Source organism: Brevibacillus parabrevis, assembly GCF_022701015.1.
In the GTDB taxonomy this organism is placed as follows: Bacteria; Bacillota; Bacilli; order Brevibacillales; family Brevibacillaceae; genus Brevibacillus; species Brevibacillus parabrevis.
The window spans coordinates 3,754,037-3,773,863 of sequence record NZ_CP064090.1 but is presented as its reverse complement, the minus strand read 5'-3'; the positions used below and the strand labels follow the sequence as shown (position 1 = coordinate 3,773,863).

3 protein-coding genes and 1 pseudogene are annotated in these 19,827 nt (G+C 54.0%); all 4 read right to left on the bottom strand.

The annotated features are described in order from the left end of the window. Window positions 1-172: 172 nt before the first annotated feature. A pseudogene (locus tag IRJ17_RS17850) lies at window positions 173-8,740 on the bottom strand (amino acid adenylation domain-containing protein); the annotation flags it as partial. 7 nt (window positions 8,741-8,747) lie between these two features. After that, window positions 8,748-11,387 carry a non-ribosomal peptide synthetase gene (locus IRJ17_RS17845; protein WP_242771322.1) on the bottom strand — a complete coding sequence of 880 codons (2,640 nt, stop codon included), beginning with the start codon at window positions 11,385-11,387 and terminating at the stop codon, window positions 8,748-8,750. A gap of 28 nt (window positions 11,388-11,415) precedes the next feature. Then, entirely contained in the window at window positions 11,416-18,087 is a 6,672-nt protein-coding gene (locus tag IRJ17_RS17840; RefSeq protein ID WP_242771320.1) for an SDR family NAD(P)-dependent oxidoreductase, read from the bottom strand. 97 nt (window positions 18,088-18,184) lie between these two features. Further along, a complete protein-coding gene (locus IRJ17_RS17835; protein ID WP_173599522.1) occupies window positions 18,185-19,777 on the bottom strand; it encodes a BtrH N-terminal domain-containing protein in 1,593 nt (530 codons plus the stop codon). Between the last annotated feature and the right edge of the window lie 50 nt (window positions 19,778-19,827).

Genomic DNA, 19,827 nt, shown 5'->3' with positions numbered 1-19,827 from the left:
GTGCCACAGTTTCCTCGAACAGCCCGTGCAACGTTTTGCTCGCAATGTCCACAGCCGTATCGTTGTACGCATCAATCGCAGCTCTGTCACTGACGGATACCGAAGGCAACTCCTTTTCGGCCTCGTCGTTCAAGATCGTATCGATCCGGGTCAGGTACTGGGCGAACATCGTGTCAATCACCACCGGGTCAAACAACTCGCTGATGTAGTCCCAGTTGATGACGATGTTTCCGTCAAGGAGCGCCACCTGATTGTCGAGATAGACTTGGGAAGTTTGCGTGATGCCGCTTGTATCGTTTTCCCATTCGGATGTGTACTCCGCATCGTCAGTCGCTTGCTGGACACTGTCTTCATTTTCAAACAAGGCACTCGTAAACACGATGGGCAAGACAGCCTTGTTCCCCAACTCTCGCTGCTTGCTGATCTCCCGCATCACATCGATCCCGTCAAAATGGCGATGAGCCAACGCCTCCATCAACGACTGCTGAACTTTGCCTGCCTTCTCCCAGAACGTATCCGCTGGATGCAGCCGTACCTCGACCAGCGCAACGGACGTAAAGTCTCCGACAAGCTTATCCACATCCGGGTGCAACGGCAGACGATTGAACAAGGTCAAATTCAGGCTAAAGTCCAGTTGATTGCTCCAATTCGCCAGCACTTCGGCATACGCCGTGCACAAAACCGCCGAAGGAGTCAAATTGTGCTTCTGGGCCGCCTTTTTCAAAACTTGCCAGCTTTCTTTGGCGTATCGCTTCGACTTTCTTTGGAAGTACGGATTTTTGACGTGGGACGGTTGCACCTGCAACGGGATTTCCGGTGCCAGCGGAAAATCGTCCAGCTTTGCCATCCAGTATTCCTTGTCCTGCAAATACAAGCTGCTGGTTTTCAGTCGCTCGTAGCCGATCATGTAATCCCGGAAGGAAAGCGATAATTCATCTAGCTCGTCCGCAGCGCCTTCATACAGCTTTTGCAGCTCTTTCCCTAAAATCTCCAGGCTGTAAGCATCCATGATGAGCAAGTCAAAGCTGATGCACAGCAAACTTTCTTGCCCGTTCAAGCGAAACGCTTTGATTTCAAAAAGCGGCCATTGCCCCGGACGGAAAATCGCATGGGACATGCGCTCTCTTTCTTTTGCCAGAATCGCCGCTTTTTCTTCCTTGTCGCATCCTTGCAAATCGCGGATGTCGATAGCGTATTCGGGTATGTCTGCCAAAATTTGCTGGCGGGCATCGGGCAAAAAGATCGTGCGCAGCGCGGGATGCCTGCGGATCAACAAATTCAGGCAATGATTGAGACGCAAGATATCGAGCCTGGTGACAATCTCCTGATACGAATGCGTCGAGACTCCGCCCAGCTCGAAGCTGCTGCTTCTGCCCAAATAATAGGCCATTTGCACATTCGTTAACGGAAACGGTTCATGCAATTGGCTTGGCTCCGGTATCAAGGCTGGCAAGTCGGCTACGCGCTCTTCGTGGATCGCTTCGCGAATAAAACCGGCAATCGCCTCGATTGTTTGCAGTTCGATAAAGTCTTTGAACTGCATGGAGCATGCAAAGCTGTTGTTGATTTCATACACGAGCTGCATGATTTGAATCGAGTTTCCGCCCAGCTCAAAAAATCGGTCGCGGACGCTCATGCTTTCGCTGCGCAGTACGTTTCGCCAAATGTCGTACAGCTTCGCTTCTACTTCGTCCCTCGGCTCGACCAGTTCTTGTTGCTCTGCTGCGACCCCGGTTACCTCCGGAAGCGACTTCCGGTCGATTTTGCCGTTGATGGTCAGCGGAATCTGCGCAAGCGGCATGAACAAGGACGGAATCATATATTCCGGCAGTTGTTGGCGCAAATAGTCCCGCAGCTCCTGGCTCGTTACCGGATAGGCAGCCGTATAGTACGCGACCAGCAGCTGTTCGTGCTGAGCGTCCTGCTGGACATGCACCACCGCTTTTTCAACAGCAGGATGGGCATCGAGCAAATTTTCGATTTCGCTTTGCTCAATCCGGTAACCGCGTATTTTCACCTGAAAATCGGTTCGTCCCAAATAGTCGAGCAAGCCTTCCCGCGTCCACCTTGCCATGTCTCCGGTCGCGTACATTTTTTCGCCAGGTCGAAACGGGTTGTCGATAAACTTCTCTCGGGTCAGCTCTGGATTGTTCTGATACCCACGGGCCAAACCGTGCCCGCCGATATACAAAAGGCCAGGGACGCCGACAGGTTGCGGCATCAGCTCTGGACTTAGAACATAGACTTGGGTATTTTTGAGCGGTCTGCCGATGGTCACAGGCTGCGTCGCCGCCACTTCCTGAATCGTGGACCAAATGGTCGTTTCGGTAGGACCGTACAGGTTGTAGACTCGACCCTCCGGCAACAGTCGCACGGCTGCATCTGCCAACGGCTGCGGCAAAGCTTCTCCCCCGATCAGCAAGTAGCGCAGGCGACTGAGCTGCCCGGCCAATTCCGGCTCCGCCAGCAACAGCTTCAAGCGCGATGGCGTCGTCTGCATCACGGTAATTTTTTCACGTCTGACCAGGCTTGCCAGCTTGAGCACATCTCGCTGGCAGTCTTCATCGGCAATCACCACCTGATGGCCTGTCAACAGCGGCAGGATGCTCTCCAGCCAGAAAATATCGAAAGAAACGGTCGTCAAGGATAAAAACTTCTCGTTTTCGCCGAAAGAAAGCACATCGGTCATGCCGTGAAGGAAATTGATCAAGGCGCGGTGCTCGATCAAAATTCCTTTGGGAAATCCGGTCGTGCCTGAGGTATACATGCAATACGCCACATCGGTGCTGCTGTTTTCCAGCGGCAGCCGTTCTTGAGGCTGCGCCGCAACGTAAGGATCGCGCATGTCAATGACCTGCCGCTCGCCTGCTGCCTCCACGGTCGTATTGGTCAAAATGACCCGGACACGGCTGTCCGCAAGCATATAGGCGACTCGATTGGCTGGCAGACTCGGATCGACAGGCAAATACGCGCCGCCCGCCTTGCCGATCGCCAGTAGTCCCGCAATCATGTCGCACGATCGGGTAGCGATGAGGGCGACGACCTGGCCCGCGCCGACGCCATGCGATTTGAGCGCATGAGCGAGCTGGTTGGCCCGCGCATCCAGTTCACGGTACGTCATCGTCTGGTTGTGGAACGTTAGCGCAGGCTGATCAGCGCATTTTTCGGCCATGGCTTCAAAAAGCTCATGCACCAGCAGTTGCTCGGGATATTCCCCTGCTGTCTGATTGAACCCGCTGACTAGCCGCTCCCGCTCGTCGGCATCCAGCAAGGAAAGCTGGCTCATTTTTTGCTGCGGCTGCGCGATCACATCTTGCAAAAGCTTTTGGAAATAGCGGATAAAACGGGTAATCGTTTCTTTTGTAAACAGATCGCTTGCGTACTCTACGGTAAAAAACAGCTCGCCTTCCCGTTCTTCGCCATCCAAGGTCAAGTCAAAGCGGGCTGTGTTTGTTTTGAACGAATACGGCTCGATTTGCAGCCCGGCAGACGAATGGTTCTCACCGCTCCCTTGACGGCTGACATTTTGAAACGCGAACATCACATCAAACAACGGGTTGCGCCCGAAGTCCCGGGAAAGCTCGATCTGGCTGACCAGCTCTTCAAACGGATAGTCCTGGTGCTCCAGGGCGTGGGACATGTTTCCTTTGATCGCGTTCAGCAGCTCGGCAAAGGTCATGTCGCTGCGTACGGTGCTTTTGAGCGGAAGCGTTTGAACGAACATGCCGATCACATTTTGAATATCGCTGTGATTCCGTCCCGAAGTCGGAATCCCTACGATAATCTCGTCCTGATTGCCGAGCTTCGCCAAAAGAACGTTCCATGCCGCCAGCAAAACCATGTACAGCGTCGCTTCATGGCTCGTGGCCATCCGCTTGATTTCGTCGGCTTGGCGTTGCGGGATGGAAAACATCTCCATGCCTCCGCGATACGTTTTGTAAGGCGGGCGGGAAAAGTCCGTCGGCAGGTCAAGCAGCGGAATTTCGCCGGAAAACATCCCGGTCCAATACTCCTGGTCCGCCTGGTGTCCGGCGAGCGTTGTCTTTTCCTGCTGCCACTCTGCGTAATCCTTGTATTGAACAGACAAAGCGGGAAGTCCAGAAGACTGTCCATCCTGCTGCTGGTACAAAGCCGTAAACTCGTCAATCAAGATCGAGTTGGATGTGCCGTCTGTGATGATATGGTGAATGTTGAAGACGAGCACGTGGCTTTGCTCGCTTTCCTTGAAAATGCCCACCTTCCATACAGGAGCAACGCCGAGATCAAACGGCTGTATCCACGCTTCGATGTGCGCATCGCTGATTGGCTCGTTGAGTTCTCTGTAGTCGGCAGGAAACGGGAACGGCTCGTGAATGACCTGCAGCAGCTCCCCATCAATGCGCTGGAACGAGGTGCGCAAGCTTTCATGTCTGCGAATCAGCTCGTTCAGGCATCGCTCCAATTTTTCGTAGGAAAGCGAACCTTTCACGCGCAACGCAATGATGTTGTTATATTGCTTGTTCGCTTCCTCCATTTGGCTGAGGAAATACAGTCGTTTTTGTCCGGAAGTCAAAGGATAGCCCGCTTTTTCTTGCGCCTTGGGAATCTGCGAGAAATCTGTCCGGTCCGCCCCGCGGATAAAGCAGGCGATCTCGCCAATCGTCGGCTTGTTGAAAAAGGTCGGCAGAGGCAGTTTGACATCCAGCTTTTTATAGAGAAGCGCAATCATCGTGATCGCCTTCAGCGAGTCTCCGCCTAGAGCGAAGAAGTCCTCGTCGCTCCTGATCGCTGCGATTCCCAATACACTGCGCCATACGTCCGCGATGATCTCTGTCAGCTCGGCTTCGGACAGCGTTGCGCGGTTGATTTTGGCGGGCACCAGCTCAGTCTGCACGGCGACTGCCGCTTCTTTTTCCAAAATGAACTCTTCGCTGAGCTGATTGCTTTCTTCCATTAAAGCAGGAAGCTCAAGGACAGAGACGATGGCCCGGTGAAACTGGTTTTCCAAAAGGTAGCGCAGCACTTCTACCCCTTGCTGCGGCGAGATCGCCTCTTCGGCAAATTGCCGCTCGTTGACTTGCCGATTCATGCTGCGGTTTTTTTCCATCGCGGTGACGGACATCCCTACCTCTGCCCAGTCGTTCCAGTTGATCGAAGCTGTGTAGCCAGCCCGTTTCTGCAAGCGATACGCGGCGAACGCATCCAAAAACTCATTCGCTGCGTTGTAGCCGACTTGACCGAATTTGCGCCCGTAAATGTAGTTGCCGATGGAGGAAAACAAGATAAAGAAATCGAGTGCGCGTTCTGCAAAAAGCGTATCCAGCACGATCGTTCCCTGTACTTTGGGCAGCAAGATCGGGTCGGTCATTTCCTTCGTCCTGCGCTGGATTACCCCTACGTAGTCAGGAACCCCGGCCGTGTGCAAAACGCCAGTAATCGGCCCAAACCGCATCTCCGCCTCACGAACTACCTTTTGCATGGCGGAATAATCGGAAATATCCACGCTGTAAACGTCGATCATCGCCCCGGCTTGTTCCAGCGACAGGATCGTGCGAATTTTGCCGGACAAGTGATGATCGGGCTTGTCCTCGATCCATTGCGTCCATTGCTCGCGCGGCGGAAAAGCAGAGCGTCCGATCAAGACGAGCCGCGCCTGATAGCTCTTCGCCAAATACTCCGCCAAGGCGAAGCCCATTCCGCCCAGTCCCCCGGTAATCAGGCAGACGAGCTTTTCTTTGAGTAGCGGCAGCTTTTCCGGCTGTTTCACGAGCACAGGCTCGCGCACCGCTTCAATCCACCTGCTTTTGCCGCGGAGCGCCACTTGCTTGTGCGGAAAATCAAACTGAAATTCCCGAAGCAGATTCGCCGCCAGCGCCATATGGTTACCTGTCTGCTTGTCGCCCGCTGGAAGCTCGATGTCGACCGTGCAAACTTTGCTGTTGGGGTATTCGTAAGGAATGATCTTGCTTGCCCCGAGCACGACCCCTTTTAGCGGGCAGATTGGTTCGTCCTGGGTAACGGAATACAGTCCGTTCGTCACGATCTGCAAGCGCATCTTTTTGCTGCCAGCCTTGCTCCCGATGTACCGGGCAAGCTGCAACAGGCTGTAAAAAAACTGCTGCTGGCTCGGCTCAACGGCCGCCAGCTCCGGTTCGATTGGCGACGTCACTGTCCATAGATAGCTGATACAATCCGGTACCGTCTGCAAATCGTCCAGCAAGCTGTCCAACTCTTCCGGCTTTTGCGGATTCAGTCGATAGTGGGCAGACGTCACTCGCTGGTAGCGCTCGGCCTGCTCGACGATAATATACGTGGCGCCGCGCTCTTTCAGCTCGCTCGCCAGCGCTTCCCCCAAGCCAGTCTGATCCTGGAAAATGAGCCAGGTCGCCTCGCTGGCAATCGCTTTTTCTGCATAGGCTGGCAAAGCAGAGCTTTCCCATGCAGGCACGTAAAACCATGAACGGATGTCTTCCCTTCTGTGCGCCGCGCTGCTCTCGCTGGGCTGAAGACGGCTGGCGAACTGCCCGAAGTTGAACAGACTTTTATCCACAGGAAATTCCTGCGAGTCAAAGGCGTAGGTTGGCAAAGACACACGATTTCGCTCTTCGTGTTGATAATAGGCAGTCCAATTGATCTCCTGACCGTACAACCACATCGTTCCCAGCGCTTCCAAAATGGCGTAGGAATGGATACGCTCCAGCCTGAGCTGGTGACCATAAGCCGCGACTTGTTCCATGCCAGGTTCCCCAGCCTGTGCCGAGCCAAAGATCAGGCACAGCCCATCCGGTTTGGAAACAGGGCGATTGCTTTCTGTTTGCGCAAAGTGGTCAAGCCGATCGCGACCCACGAGCGCGTGAATCGCATCACCAAAAGCAAGGCGCCCCTCCAGGCACTCGACTAGCAGATTGCCTTTGCCGTATCCCCACATGCTTTGCGGTTCAACGCCCCAGTCTTTGAACAGTTTGGCGATCGCATAGTAGAGCGCAAAGCGCAAAGCTTGCCCGTGCTTCGGCGCGCGCAGCTTCTCCGCGATGGACACAGCCGCCTGCCCAAACACTTGCTGATTCAACAAGCGCAGCGCTTGTGCCATTACTTGCTGGACGGCAGGCTCTTCCTGGCACAGATGGACGATTTCTGCAAGCTCGCCCTCCTCCCAGCTGTCTGCGGCAAAGTCAGGGAATACAAAAGCGACGGAAAGCTTTTCCTTGGCGAAAGCAGCTTTGGAATCTTGCCCGATAAAGCGGAGCGGCTGTGCCAGCGTCTGGTTGCAAAGCGCGATTTCTCGAACGGGAAAATGCTTTCGTCCCACCTGCAGCGAATAGGCAACATCTTCAAGACGTGCATCTGGATTAGCATGCAAGTATTCCTCAACATTTTGCTTATATCGCTCCAGGGCTTGCTCTGTTTTGGCCGAGAGCAACATCAGTTGCCAGCTTCGGCCAGCGCTTGCTTCCCGCACGGCAGGCGCTTCTTCGATAATCACATGGGCATTGGTTCCCCCGATTCCGAATGCGCTGATCCCGGCCCGCAGCGGCTCATCCGTTTTTTCCCACTCCGTCAGTTTGTCATTGATGTAAAAGCCTTTCTCAATTACGTCCAAATGCGGATTCGGGCTTTGAAAATGCAGCGAAGGCGGAAGCTGGCGATGCTTGATAGCCAGCACCGCCTTAATGAACGAAGCGATCCCGGCTGCGCTGTCCAGATGACCGATGTTGGTCTTGACCGAGCCGAGCGCGCAGGAGTGTTTTTGCGAAGGCTGATAGGCCAGCTCCAGCGCTTCCAGTTCAATCGGATCGCCAAGCGGTGTCCCTGTTCCGTGACACTCGATATAAGCGACGCTCTCTGGCGCTACTTCCGCTACCTTGAGCGCGGTGCGAATCACTTCCGCCTGTCCGATTGTGCTCGGGGCCGTAAACCCGGTTTTTTGCATACCGTCATTGTTGACAGCGGAGCCTTTGATGACGGCGTGAATCTGATCGCGATCATCGATGGCATCCTGCAACCGCTTCAATACGACGACGCCCGCCCCGTCTCCGCCGACAATGCCCTGTCCGTTTGCATCAAACGCCTTGCATTTGCCGTCTGGCGACAAAATCATTCCTTCCTGATAGACATAGCCGCTTTTTCCTGGCAGCGTCACGGTAACCCCGCCAGCCAATGCCAGATCGCACTCGCCGTTCAACAGCGACTGGGCCGCCATGTGCACAGCGACAAGCGAAGTCGAGCAAGCGGTATAAATCGTTAAGGCAGGGCCTTTCAGGTTTAATTTATGCGCGATCCGCAGGCTCAAATAGTCCTTGTCCACAAGCTGGGTGGCAGCCCAGTGGCCGATCGCCTCGCTTTTTCCCGACAGGCTCATCAGCGCTTCCCACATATGGTTCGGGGAAGCTCCTGCGAACAAGCCGATCAGCTTCTGCTCGACCTGCGCGGCATAGCCGGCATCCTCCAGCGCTTCCCAAATGCACTCGTGAAACACCTTCATTTGCGGGTCCATAAGCTCCGCTTCCAGTGGCGTATAATCAAAAAAACGGGCATCGAAGCGATTTCCGCTCTCCAGATACCCTTTTGCCTTGACGTACTCTGCACTTTTGACGGCTTGCGGGTCTACCCCCGCCTCGATCAGCTCGGCTTCGGAAAACGTCTGGATGGAGTGCACGCCGTTTTTCAAGTTTTCCCAGTACGCCGTGACATTGCTTGCTCCCGGAAACCTTCCTGCCAGGCCGATTACGGCTATTTCCAGGCCATTGTATTCGTGTCCCATATCATCCCTACTTTTTTAACAGACGTAATTTTTGCAATCGGGCTTTTTTCCCGTCCTCGATCGAGTCGAGCCGGGCGTCGGCTTGCAGCTTCCGGGTAGTGACTTCTGCTTCCAGTACGTTTGCCAGCATGCTGATCGTCGGATAAGTAAACAAAGTCACGACAGTCACCTCTCGCCCCAGTTGATCCGTCAGCTCTTTGCTGATCTTGAGCACGTCAAAAGAAGTCCCGCCCAAATCAAAAATCGTGGAATGAATGCCGATGGAATCGGTTTTGAGAACCTTGCCCCAAACCTCTGCGAGCTGTTTTTCCAGCTCGGTGCCTGGTTGAACAACATCGCGCTTGCCGCTCTGTCTGAACTCCATCTGGAGCAATTGGTTGTCGTCCACTTTTCCATTGATCGTTAACGGTATTTTGTCGAGCAAAAGGATAAAGGACGGGATCATATAGTCGGCGACGCGCGTTTGCATATACTGCCTGATTTCCACCGGATCGAAGCGCTCTGCCTGTTCTTCTTTCATCACGACATAGGCGCAAAGAATTTTGCCGTCTTCCTCGATTTCCCGAGCCATCACCACAGCCTCTTGAATGCCTTCCATCGTCAACAGATGGGAGCGCACCTCATCCAGTTCGATGCGATACCCCCTGATTTTCACTTGCTTGTCCCTGCGCCCGATGTATTCCACTTCTCCGTCAGACGAATACCGCCCTAAATCGCCGGAGCGATAAAGCCGCTGCATCTGGCCGCCAAGCTGGCATAGCTGAAACCGTTCCGCTGTCAATTCCGGTTTGTTCAAATAGCCACGCGCGACTCCTTCGCCGCCAATGCAGATTTCACCGACGACACCTGTGGGCACGACGTCTCCTTGCCTGTTCAAAATGTGCAAGTGGACGGTGGAAAACGGCACGCCAATCCGCTTTTCATTCGAGCGAATCTGCTCTGCGGCAATTTCCTTGTAAGTCGTATGGACAGTCGTCTCTGTAATTCCATACATATTGATAAGCTTTGTTTCGGGATATTTGTCATGCCAGGCGGCGAGCTTCGCAGGCAGCAGAGCTTCCCCGCCAAAAATGACGTAGCGCAAGCAAAGCTTTTTGTCCGGCTGTTTCAGCTCTTCCTCGATAAACTGGTAAAAAGAGGAAGGTGTTTGATTCCAGACGGTCACCTGTTCTTCTCGCAACCGCTGTACGAGTTGCCGATAATCCCGCTTCAGCACGTTCGATAGCAGCAAAAGTTTGCCTCCGTGCAGCAAAGCTCCGAATATTTCCCAAACGGAAAAATCGAAGCCGAACGAGTGAAACAGCACCCACGTATCGTCGCAAGAAAAAGCGAAGCGATTGTTGTCATGAAAAAACAAGCGGACTACGTTTCTGTGCTCGATCATGACTCCTTTGGGATTGCCCGTTGTTCCCGACGTGTAAATAATGTAGGCAAGCTGGTTCGGTTGATGGATCGGCTCTAGATTGGCAACAGAATAATGATTGAGTCGCTCGTCGTCGGCAAAGATCACGTCAGCAAAACCGCTGGCCAACGATTGCGCTTGCAGTGTCACGACATAGGCGGCCTGGCTGTCTTGTCGCATGTACTCGACTCTGTGCGCGGGAAGATCCGGGTCAATCGGCAAATACGCGCCGCCCGCCTTCAATACGGCCAAAATGGCGACGATCATGTCCACGGACGGCGGCATCAACACGGCTACTATCGATTCGGCGGTTACGCCCCGCTCCCGTAAACAATGGGCCAGTTGATTCGCCTTTTGATTGAGCTGGTCATACGACAGCCGCTTTTGTTCAAACACAACAGCTGTATGCTGCGGATACGCCTGGACAGCTTCCTCAAAAAGCGACGAGATCGTCGCCTTTTCTGGAAAACGCACCGCCGTCTCATTGATCCGAACGAAAAGCTCCTGCTCTCTCGCGGTGAGGATCGACAGCTCTTTCAGTGGCACTCGCGGATTGTTGAGTGAATGTTCCAACAAAATCGAGAGCTGTTCCACCAGCCGCTCGACCTGCTCTTTTTGGTAAAGCAAGGCATTGTAATGGATGCGGACACGCAGCTCGTCGTGCTGCCTGTCAAAAGCCAGAATGAGGTTGGACGAGGCCCTGTCCAAGTATGACAGCTCCTGAATGTTCGCCAAAATAACAGAGACGTCCAGAAAATCCGCAGGCTGCTTCGCATTTTTCAAGATCAGCTCAATCGGGTAGTTTTGATGCTCGATAGCCTCGGAAACGGTTTGCCTGACGTCCGTAATCACGTCAAGCAGCGGCATTTCGTTGGTGAGCGGAATGCGGATCGGCAGCACCGTATTGATAAACTCTTCATTCGCTTGCTGACGGTAGATGCTGGTTCCGAGCACGATATCCGTCTGCCCCGTGTGCTTCATCAGCAACACGGCTGTATAAGCCAGCAGCAGCACGTGCAATCTGGCATCGGAGTGGTTGCTGATTTGCACCAGTCGATTGGCGCAATGGCTCGGGAGGACAAAGTCTGCCGTCTCCATGCGCAGTTCCTCTGCTTTTGTGTCATGCGCTCCGGCAAAAAAGCAGCTTTTCTCTGCTGCGCCTGCCAGCTTGTTTTGCCAATACTCATATTCTTTTTTATACATGTCATTCAAATACGACACGTTCGTATCGAAATGACCTCCCATACGCTACCACTCCTATGCTCTCGATTGCTCAAAAGGCAAAATCGTTTCCATCTTCCAGCAACGCTTCTGCTGCTGCTTTGGCAAGTCTCGTATCCAGCACAATCTCTTTTACAAGCACGTCGGGGTTGTCGACGACTTGCTTGGCAATGGCGAGAAAATGTCCCGTCATCGTCTCGATCGTCTTGCGGGTAAACAAATCTGTCGAGTATTCCATGCGCATTTCGATTTTGCTGTCGTAATCGTACACCCAGAGAGTCAAATCGAATTTCGCGGAAGGGTTGCGGAAAGGATAGGACTTCAACACAAGCCCCTGCATCGCGATCTCGGCAGGCTTGAAATCGGGCAGCACAAGCATGACCGTAAACAGCGGATGGGCGCTTAACTGGTGAGTCAACCCCAGCTTCTCCACCAAAATCTCAAACTGCACGTCCTGATTCTCGAACAGTTCCAAGCTCTTCTCTTTTACTCCGCTTACGTAATCTTCAAACGTGGCGGTTTGCTCCAGTCGCGAATAAAACGGCAGCACATTCGCAAACATTCCGACCATTTTCGTCAAATCGGCGTGATTTCTTCCGGCGAGACTCGCTCCGATGATCATTTCCTCTTGGCCAGTATATTTGTGCAGCAAGATATGGAAAATGGCGAGCATGTTCATGAACAAAGTGGTCGTGTTGCGTTTCATGCCTGCTTTCAGCCTGGCCGTCGTCTCCTCTTCCAGATGGAACGTATAAATGTCGCCGCGATAGCTCAGCACAGACGGACGGGGAAAATCGGTCGGAAGCAATGCCTCCGGGAGCTTCCCTGATAGTTGCCGGAGCCAATACTCGGTTTGTTTGTCATAATCTCCGCGCTCAATTCGTTCATTTTGCCACGCGACAAAATCGGCATACTCCAACGAAACGGGGTCAAGCGCTTCCGGTTGATTGTTGTAGAAATGGATCAGCTCGTTTTGCAAAAGCGAAACCGAGATATTGTCGGCTACGATATGGTGGATATCAAAGAGCCACACGTATTTTTGCGCAGCGTAGCGGACGACTTTTACCCGCATCAGGGGAGGATGCCGCAAGTCAAACGGTTGCATAAACTGCTCGACCGTCTGCTGCACGTCCGATTCGGCCAGCTCTTGGTACTCCACTTGAAATGCGACCTCGTCTGCAATGATCTGCACCATCTCGCCATCGATGACGTCAAAGCCTGTACGCAAAATGGCGTGGCGTTGAATGACCTGCTCGAAGGCGTGTTGCAGTTTGTCCAGGTCGAAATCGCCCTCCATGTAGGTGATTTCTGGAATGTTGTAAGCGACGTTATCCGGCTGGACTTGCTGCTGAAAATACAGCCGCTTTTGCGCCGACGACAACGGATAGTACGCTTGCGGCGCTGCTTTTGGAATCGCCGTGTACGCTTGTCCGTCATCATGCGTATCCGCAATGTAGCGGGCCAGCTTCTCGACGGTAGTTGACTGGAAGAAGACCGTGATCGGAATTTTGATGCTGCTGGCCTGGTAAATCCGCTCAGCAACAGTCAATACTTTCAGCGAGTCTCCGCCAAGCTCAAAAAAGTCGTCGTCGCGGGAAATGTGTTCATGGCCCAAGATCGCCTGCCAAATGCTCGCGATGAGCTTTTCCGCCTCCGCAAGCGACAGGCGCGGCTTGCTGGCCATCAGCGGCTCAGCAGTAGACTCTTTGCTGCTTTCAGCCAATGCGCTCACCCGCTGGCGCTTGTACGCCAAAAACCGCGCAGGCAAATCCACGGTTGAGACGAGCAGTTGACTGTAACTGGCGGCGAGCGCCGTATCGAGCAGCTGCAGTCCTTCTTCCACCGTCAAAGACGGGGCCGAAGTGGCGAGCGCCGCCTCATCTTCTGCCTGTAAAGAAGCCGATTTCGTCTGCAACGGCAACTGCGGTTGCGGTTGTGACTTTGGCTGTGGCATCTCATGGCTATCCTTGTCCGGCTGTTGAGCCGAGACGGCCGCCACCTGGTAGCCTTCGATTTCGACGATCCCCCGCCCCTGTTCATCCATAATCGTCAGGTCGAACTCGACGATTTTACTGTCCGGACGTGAAGCTGTCCGGCAGCGAATATGGCTGTACACTTTGGAGGGCACTTTGCCGTGGATCGTAATACTTTTGTAGGAGAACGGCACGTATGGACCGCCAGCCGTTTCAGCGCGATTCATATAGACCAATGCCACGTCGATGATCGCCGGATGGAAACGATAAATAGCGGTATCCTCCGCAAACTCCGCTGGCAGTTCGATCAGCGACAGTCCTTGCGCTTGTGCAAACGTTCCCCAGCGATAGCTGTTCCAGCGCGGCCCGTATGTAAACTGGCTGTCGCGCAGATTGTTGTAGTCGCTTGGGCCGTACTGGCTTTGAGCGCAGGCATCGCGAACAGCAGCGAGCTGATAATCGCGCTGTTGGCTCTGCCCCGCACCGACATAGCCGCGAGCATGGGTAATCCAGTTTGCCTTTTGCACGTCCGGGCAGCTTTCAATCGTAAACCGATAGCCCTGATTTTCCCGCAGCAGCACGGTGCGCACATGAACAGCAGCCCCGTCCTCAAGGAGAAGCGGCGTCAAAAAGAACACGTCCTGAAGGCGCATCGCTGCTTCCATGCCGGGATGCAGCGATGCGTAGGCGGCGCAGGCCATTTCCACATAGCTCGTTCCCGGCAATACCGCTCTGTCTCCTACCCGATGCTCAGCCAAAATCCAGTCTTTGCTCGTCTGAAAATGGGACAAAAACGTCGTGCGTCCTGTATTTTCTTTCGCGGCGTACTGGAAAAACGGATGCGCCAGCTTGTGGTACGAAATGCCGGGAAGCGCGGAGCTGTCCGGACGGAATGTCGCCGAGATGCTGGCCATTCCGGTATTTTCCCACGTATCCCAGTTGATCGCCTGGGTGAAAACGCCGTTTTTCGTATTCGTCAAGGCAAATGCATCCAAAAAGGCATTCGCGGCGCTGTACGCTACTTGCGCGGGTGGAGCGATGACCGAGCTTAAGGAGGAAAAGAGCAACAAGAAGTCGACGGGTAGCGCCAACTGCTCAATCGCTTTTTGCAAGACCGCCGTACCGTAAACTTTTGTCGCAAACACGGCTTCGCACAGCTCGCTTGTTCTGCGCTGGATGACAGCTCCATCGGGAACGCCAGCAATATGGAAGATCCCGTCAATTAACTGATTGTCCTCCATGATCCGGCTGAAAATTCGCAATATCTGCTCCTCGTCGGCAATATCCGCCTGATACAAGAAAAGCTGCTTCGCGGAAGCCTGCAGTTCCCGCAGCAGCGCGATTTTTTGGCTGACTGGATCGTCCTCTCCGTGGAGCGCACGCCACCTGTCCCATTCCGCTTCCGGCAAAAAGTGCGAGCGATTGATAAGGACGAGCTTCGCGTGGTACTTTTCCGCCAAAAATTTCGCTACTTGCAATCCGATGGCTCCCAGACCTCCGGTAATGACGTACACTCCCCCGTGCTTGAGACGCTGGGAAGCCGGAGCGGCAGAAGCAGGCAGCTGAATTTGCTTGAAGGCAGGCTCCCAAATGTACGCATGGCGAATGGCCAGCACGTCAGCGAAGCTCTCCCCGCTGTCCATCCACTGTTGCAGCAAGCGAGCTACGCGCTGGTTTTCGCGGCGGTCGGCATCGATCAGCCTGCAACTGATGTTTTCGAACTCTTTGGGAATGACGCGAACCGGGCCTAGCAGTGTCGCTTTGGCTGGCACGACCGCCTCGTCTCCAATGACTTCAAAAACGTCGCTGGCGACGATATCGACGGCAATTTTCTGCTGGAGCCGGAGCTGTCCGATCGCTTTTGCCAGGTTCAATAAAGTGTGATAGCCAAGCCGATTCCATTGCTGCGCCGCCCGCTTGGCGTCGTCAGCGTCCACCTGCTGGTCGTAGCACCAAAAATGAACGAATTTCAAGGGCTGGTCAGCGGGTAGCGCCAGCGTTTCGAGCAGTTTGACCAGATCGGCGGGATTGTCCGGGTTTACCGTATAGGTCGCTTCCGCTTGCTTGGAGAAGCCTTCGCCTGTTTCGATGCGGACAACGGTGTGACCTGATGTCTCGATCTGCTCGATCCACCGGATCACGCTAGAGTTTTTGGTAGCGAAAACGACAAAGAGACAAGGCGCAAGCTCCCCTGCTGCCTCGTCGTAATCTGAGCGGGTCCATGATGGAATGTACAGCCAGTCTTCCCTGCTCTGCTTTACTTCCTCCGCCTTGCCCGCTGTTTGCGCTGGCGCTTGACCTTGCAGCAAATCGTTCAGTTGTTTCAGCTGCTCGGGGTCCATCCCGTAATTTTTCCGCGTAAACGGATAAGTGGGAAGCGAGACACGCGATTGCCCGAGATGCTTGTTCAGCTCGGCCCATTTGATCGGGCAGCCTTTTGACCACAAATGACCGATCGCTTCAAGAAGACGCTGCTCGATACCGGAAGGGCCAGTCACGAGGGACAAAAAGGCGGGCTGACTTTCGGCTCCCCCTGCTGTAAGCCCTGTTCCTCCGCCTTCCCGCTCTGGGCCAAACAACAGATGCTGAACTTCCTCGGCAGCTTCCTGCCAGGCAACAAACGCCCCTTGTCCTTCATTGCCTCCCCCGAAGCGATTCACCCAGTAGTCAGGAAGCGTCACTTCGCGAGAAATCGTTTTCCCCGCATCGTAGGACACCACAGGGATTGATGGCAGCGAGAGTGGGACGGTGTGAACAGCTTCAAACAGCTCGCTCTGGAGAGCTTCCAGCAAGAACAGATCGCCTTCGTTGCCGCTCCATTCTTCCAATAGCTCGTCCCTTTTTCCCACAAGCAGCAACGCATCCTCAAAGGAAAACACGTCGGCGAGACACCCTGCCACGTACTCTCCGCTTCCGACTCCCGTGACAGCAGCAGGCTGTACTCCCATGCGGAGCAACCATTTGGCCGTGGCGAGCTGGAAAAGAAAAGGCAGCATCTGCCCATACCGCGTAGGAGCATCGAGAAGAAGCGAGCCTGCGGTTCCTTGCACTTCGCTTGCCTGTAGCAGCAACGCTTCAAATTCGTCCCGGCAATACGCACTTTGCAAACCAGCTTGGTAGAGCAAAGACGCTTCCTTCGCGCCCATCTCGGAAAACACAAAAGCAATCGGCGGGACTGCCTTTTTCGCCACCAGCCCAAAAGCTTGCGGCTCGTTTTGCTCAAGCGCAGCGCAAGCATCTGACATGGCAGCGCAGACTACATAGCGACGATGGGAAAAATGCGCCCGCCCCATTTGCAAGGTGTAGGCGATGTCGGAAAGCTCGGCACCTGGGTTCCTTTTGACAAATGTCACAAAGTCGTCCGTCGCACGCTCCAGCTCTTCCCGGGTCTTGGCGGAGAAGACAAGCAGCTTGCTCTCATGCGTTTTTGACTTGGCTGCTTGTCTGACAGGCGACTCTTCCAGCACCACATGCGCATTCGTTCCGCCAACGCCAAACGAGCTGACCCCTGCTCGCAAGGGGCCTGCCGAATGATCCCACTCTGTCGGCTGGTCCACCAGGAAAAAGGGGGTATTTTCCAGTTCGAGGTTTTGGTTCGGCTTGGAAAAGTGCAGCGTAGGCAGCAAGCATTTGTTGTCGATTGCCAGTACCGTCTTGATCAATCCCGCGATCCCCGCCGCACTGTCCAGATGTCCGATATTCGTTTTGACCGAGCCTAGCCCGCAGTAATTTTTTCTTCCCGTCTGAAAAGCCCGGGTCAGCGCTTTGACTTCGATCGGATCACCCAAAGCTGTCCCGGTTCCGTGAGCCTCGATATAGCTGATCGTCGCCGGATCTACTCTGGCCACGCGATGAGCGGCACGAATGACCTCGACTTGTCCGTCTACGCTTGGAGCGGTGTACCCGACTTTGCGGTTGCCATCGTTGTTGATCGCCGTTCCTTTGATGACCGCGTATATATGGTCGTTGTCGCGCAAGGCATCTTCCAGCCGCTTTAAAATGACCAGTCCGATCCCATTGCCCACCACCGTTCCGCTAGAGTCGGCAGCAAAAGCACGGCAATGACCGTCGGCTGACAAAATCATCCCATCCTGATAGACGTATCCATTTTTCAAGGGGCTGGTGATGGATACGCCGCCAGCCACTGCAAGCTCGCATTCCCCGCTGAGCACGCCTTGGCAGGCTACATGCACCGCGACCAATGACGTGGAGCAGGCGGTAAACAGCGTATAGCTCGGCCCTGTCAGATGCAGCTTGTAGGATACTCTCGTGCTCATCAAATCTTTATCGTTCAGGTGGGCGATCTCAAACTCCTCGGCCCCGTTATGCGAGCCTACCGATAAGGACAACGCCTCCCAGCGAAAGTGCGGGCGCCCTCCCACATATACGCCGACAGCGTCATTGGTCGTACCTGGCGGATAACCGGCATCCTCCAGCGCTTTCCACGTATGCTCGTGCAGCAAGCGGGTCTGCGGGTCCATATATTGGGCTTCGTTCGGGGTGTAGCCAAAAAAGTTGTTGTCAAAATAGTCGCTCTCTTCCAGGTGACCTTTTGCGTTCACGAAGTTTTCCGCCTTGTACACCGCTGCCGGTACGCCCGCTTCTTCCAATTCTTCGTCCGAGAAAAAGGAGATGCTTTCCACGCCATTTTTCATATTATGAAAAAACTGCTCCAGATTTTTCGCACCTGGAAAAGCGCCCGACATCCCGATGATGGCGACTTCCAAGCCTGTTCTTGCGTTCTCGTTCATGGTTCCCCTCCTTTTCTCCCCGTTTCTTTTCCAGGCGGCTGGCCAAATCAAGCCAAAATTGCTTGTCCACCAAGGGTGGCGGTTTGACAAGCTATGCTTATCCCTTTGCCATCAAGGTCATGGCAAAAATATGTATATTGGGGCAATCAGGCAATTTGATCCGCAGCATTTTTCGGCTCGGATTCAAATAGTATTGCTGCACCAGCAGTCTGACCGGAAAATCGAGGATTTCCACCTGGCCCTCTCTTCGCGCCGCGCCCTTGCCTACCCATGCGGTTGTTTCCCCGAACATCGGCTCCATATACCAGTCGGTAAATTGAATCGGAATGTATCTGACGACGTTGTCCTCGTACAAAATCTCGATTCTCTCCGTGTAGCTCCCGCACTCTGAGCAGCCCAAGATCAGCAGGCTGGAATAGTAGCCTTCCGGGACGTTGATCTCTTGTCCCGCGCAGGAGATGTTATCGTTTCTGTTTTCCGCAAGCGCAGGCAAAGAAAACTCCATCCCGTTTACATTCCAGATCGGTTGCTCCGGCACATCCTCTAGCAAGAAAACCTCGCCCATCAGCGTCAAATCGGCGGTACAAGCAGACGCAGCCACATGACTGAACCCTTTGTTATTGCAGGAATCAGCCAGGTCGATGAACGTCATCCTGCTATAGCCCGCACCCGCTTTCGATCGCTCGCGCTTGTCGTCCGCCAGATGATGGGGCCTCTCTCCGCAGATGTTTTGCAGTTGATCGGCAACCTTTTCCTCCAGTTCGGCAACCATCCGGACTTTGCTGGCCGCCCGCTGAATCAGCTTGCTGTCGCCCGATTGATAATACGCTTTCGTCAGCATGGACAGCACCGTGCTCCACTGAGCCGCCGAGTAAGTCAAGTCCTGGATCAGTGGAGCAAGGCTGTCTATTTGAAAGCGGTCATGCACATATTGCAAGGCAGAGGCAAAATGCTTTCTGCCGTTGCTGATTGCGTGCAAGATGGACAAGAGCGGCGACATCCATACTTGCTGCGAATCGTTAAACTCGCCAGCGACTGTTGGCAACTGCTGCAACACATCGGCAAACTCTCGCATCTTCTCAAAAGCAGTCGCCTCTCGCTCCCGATACAGCGTTTGTTTCAGCGCATACAGGATCGTCTGTTTCCAGTCGAAGGCTTGCTCATGTTCTGGCAGCTTGCGGAAAAGCGCGATCCCTCGGCACTCTTGCCGAAAACAATCCGCGATCGAAATCGTGACGTTTTGCCTTTCGTAAAAGCAATCTACCAGCGTATAAGTCTGGCTGGCCTTGTCTGCTCCTACGATCAAACACGTATGAATCGAGTGGTACTTCTGATAGCCGTGGCTCCACGGGCAGTAATAAGAATCCAAATCGATGGCAACCGGCCTTGATTCTTGCAGCTCGCTTTCCACCAAAGCGACTGTGTCCTGCAAGGATACACTCCCCTTAACAAAGATTTCGATGCCGTGAAGGTGCCTGAGTAAGTTCAACATGTCTCCGATGCCTGGCGTAATGCTCTGGTACAGCTTCCCTGATTGTTTCCATTGCGTTTGATCAAATGCAAATCCCCACGATTCCAAAAACATCAAGGCGTAGTCACGCTTCCACCAAGTGGCGACGGTAACGATGGTGTCCTCTTTGCAGTTTCGTGAATCGTGGTGAAGGGGAATGATATCTAAGATTGCGCTCACAGTTAATCACCTTTTTGGTTAAATGGGGAAAACGTCTTGACCGTTTACAT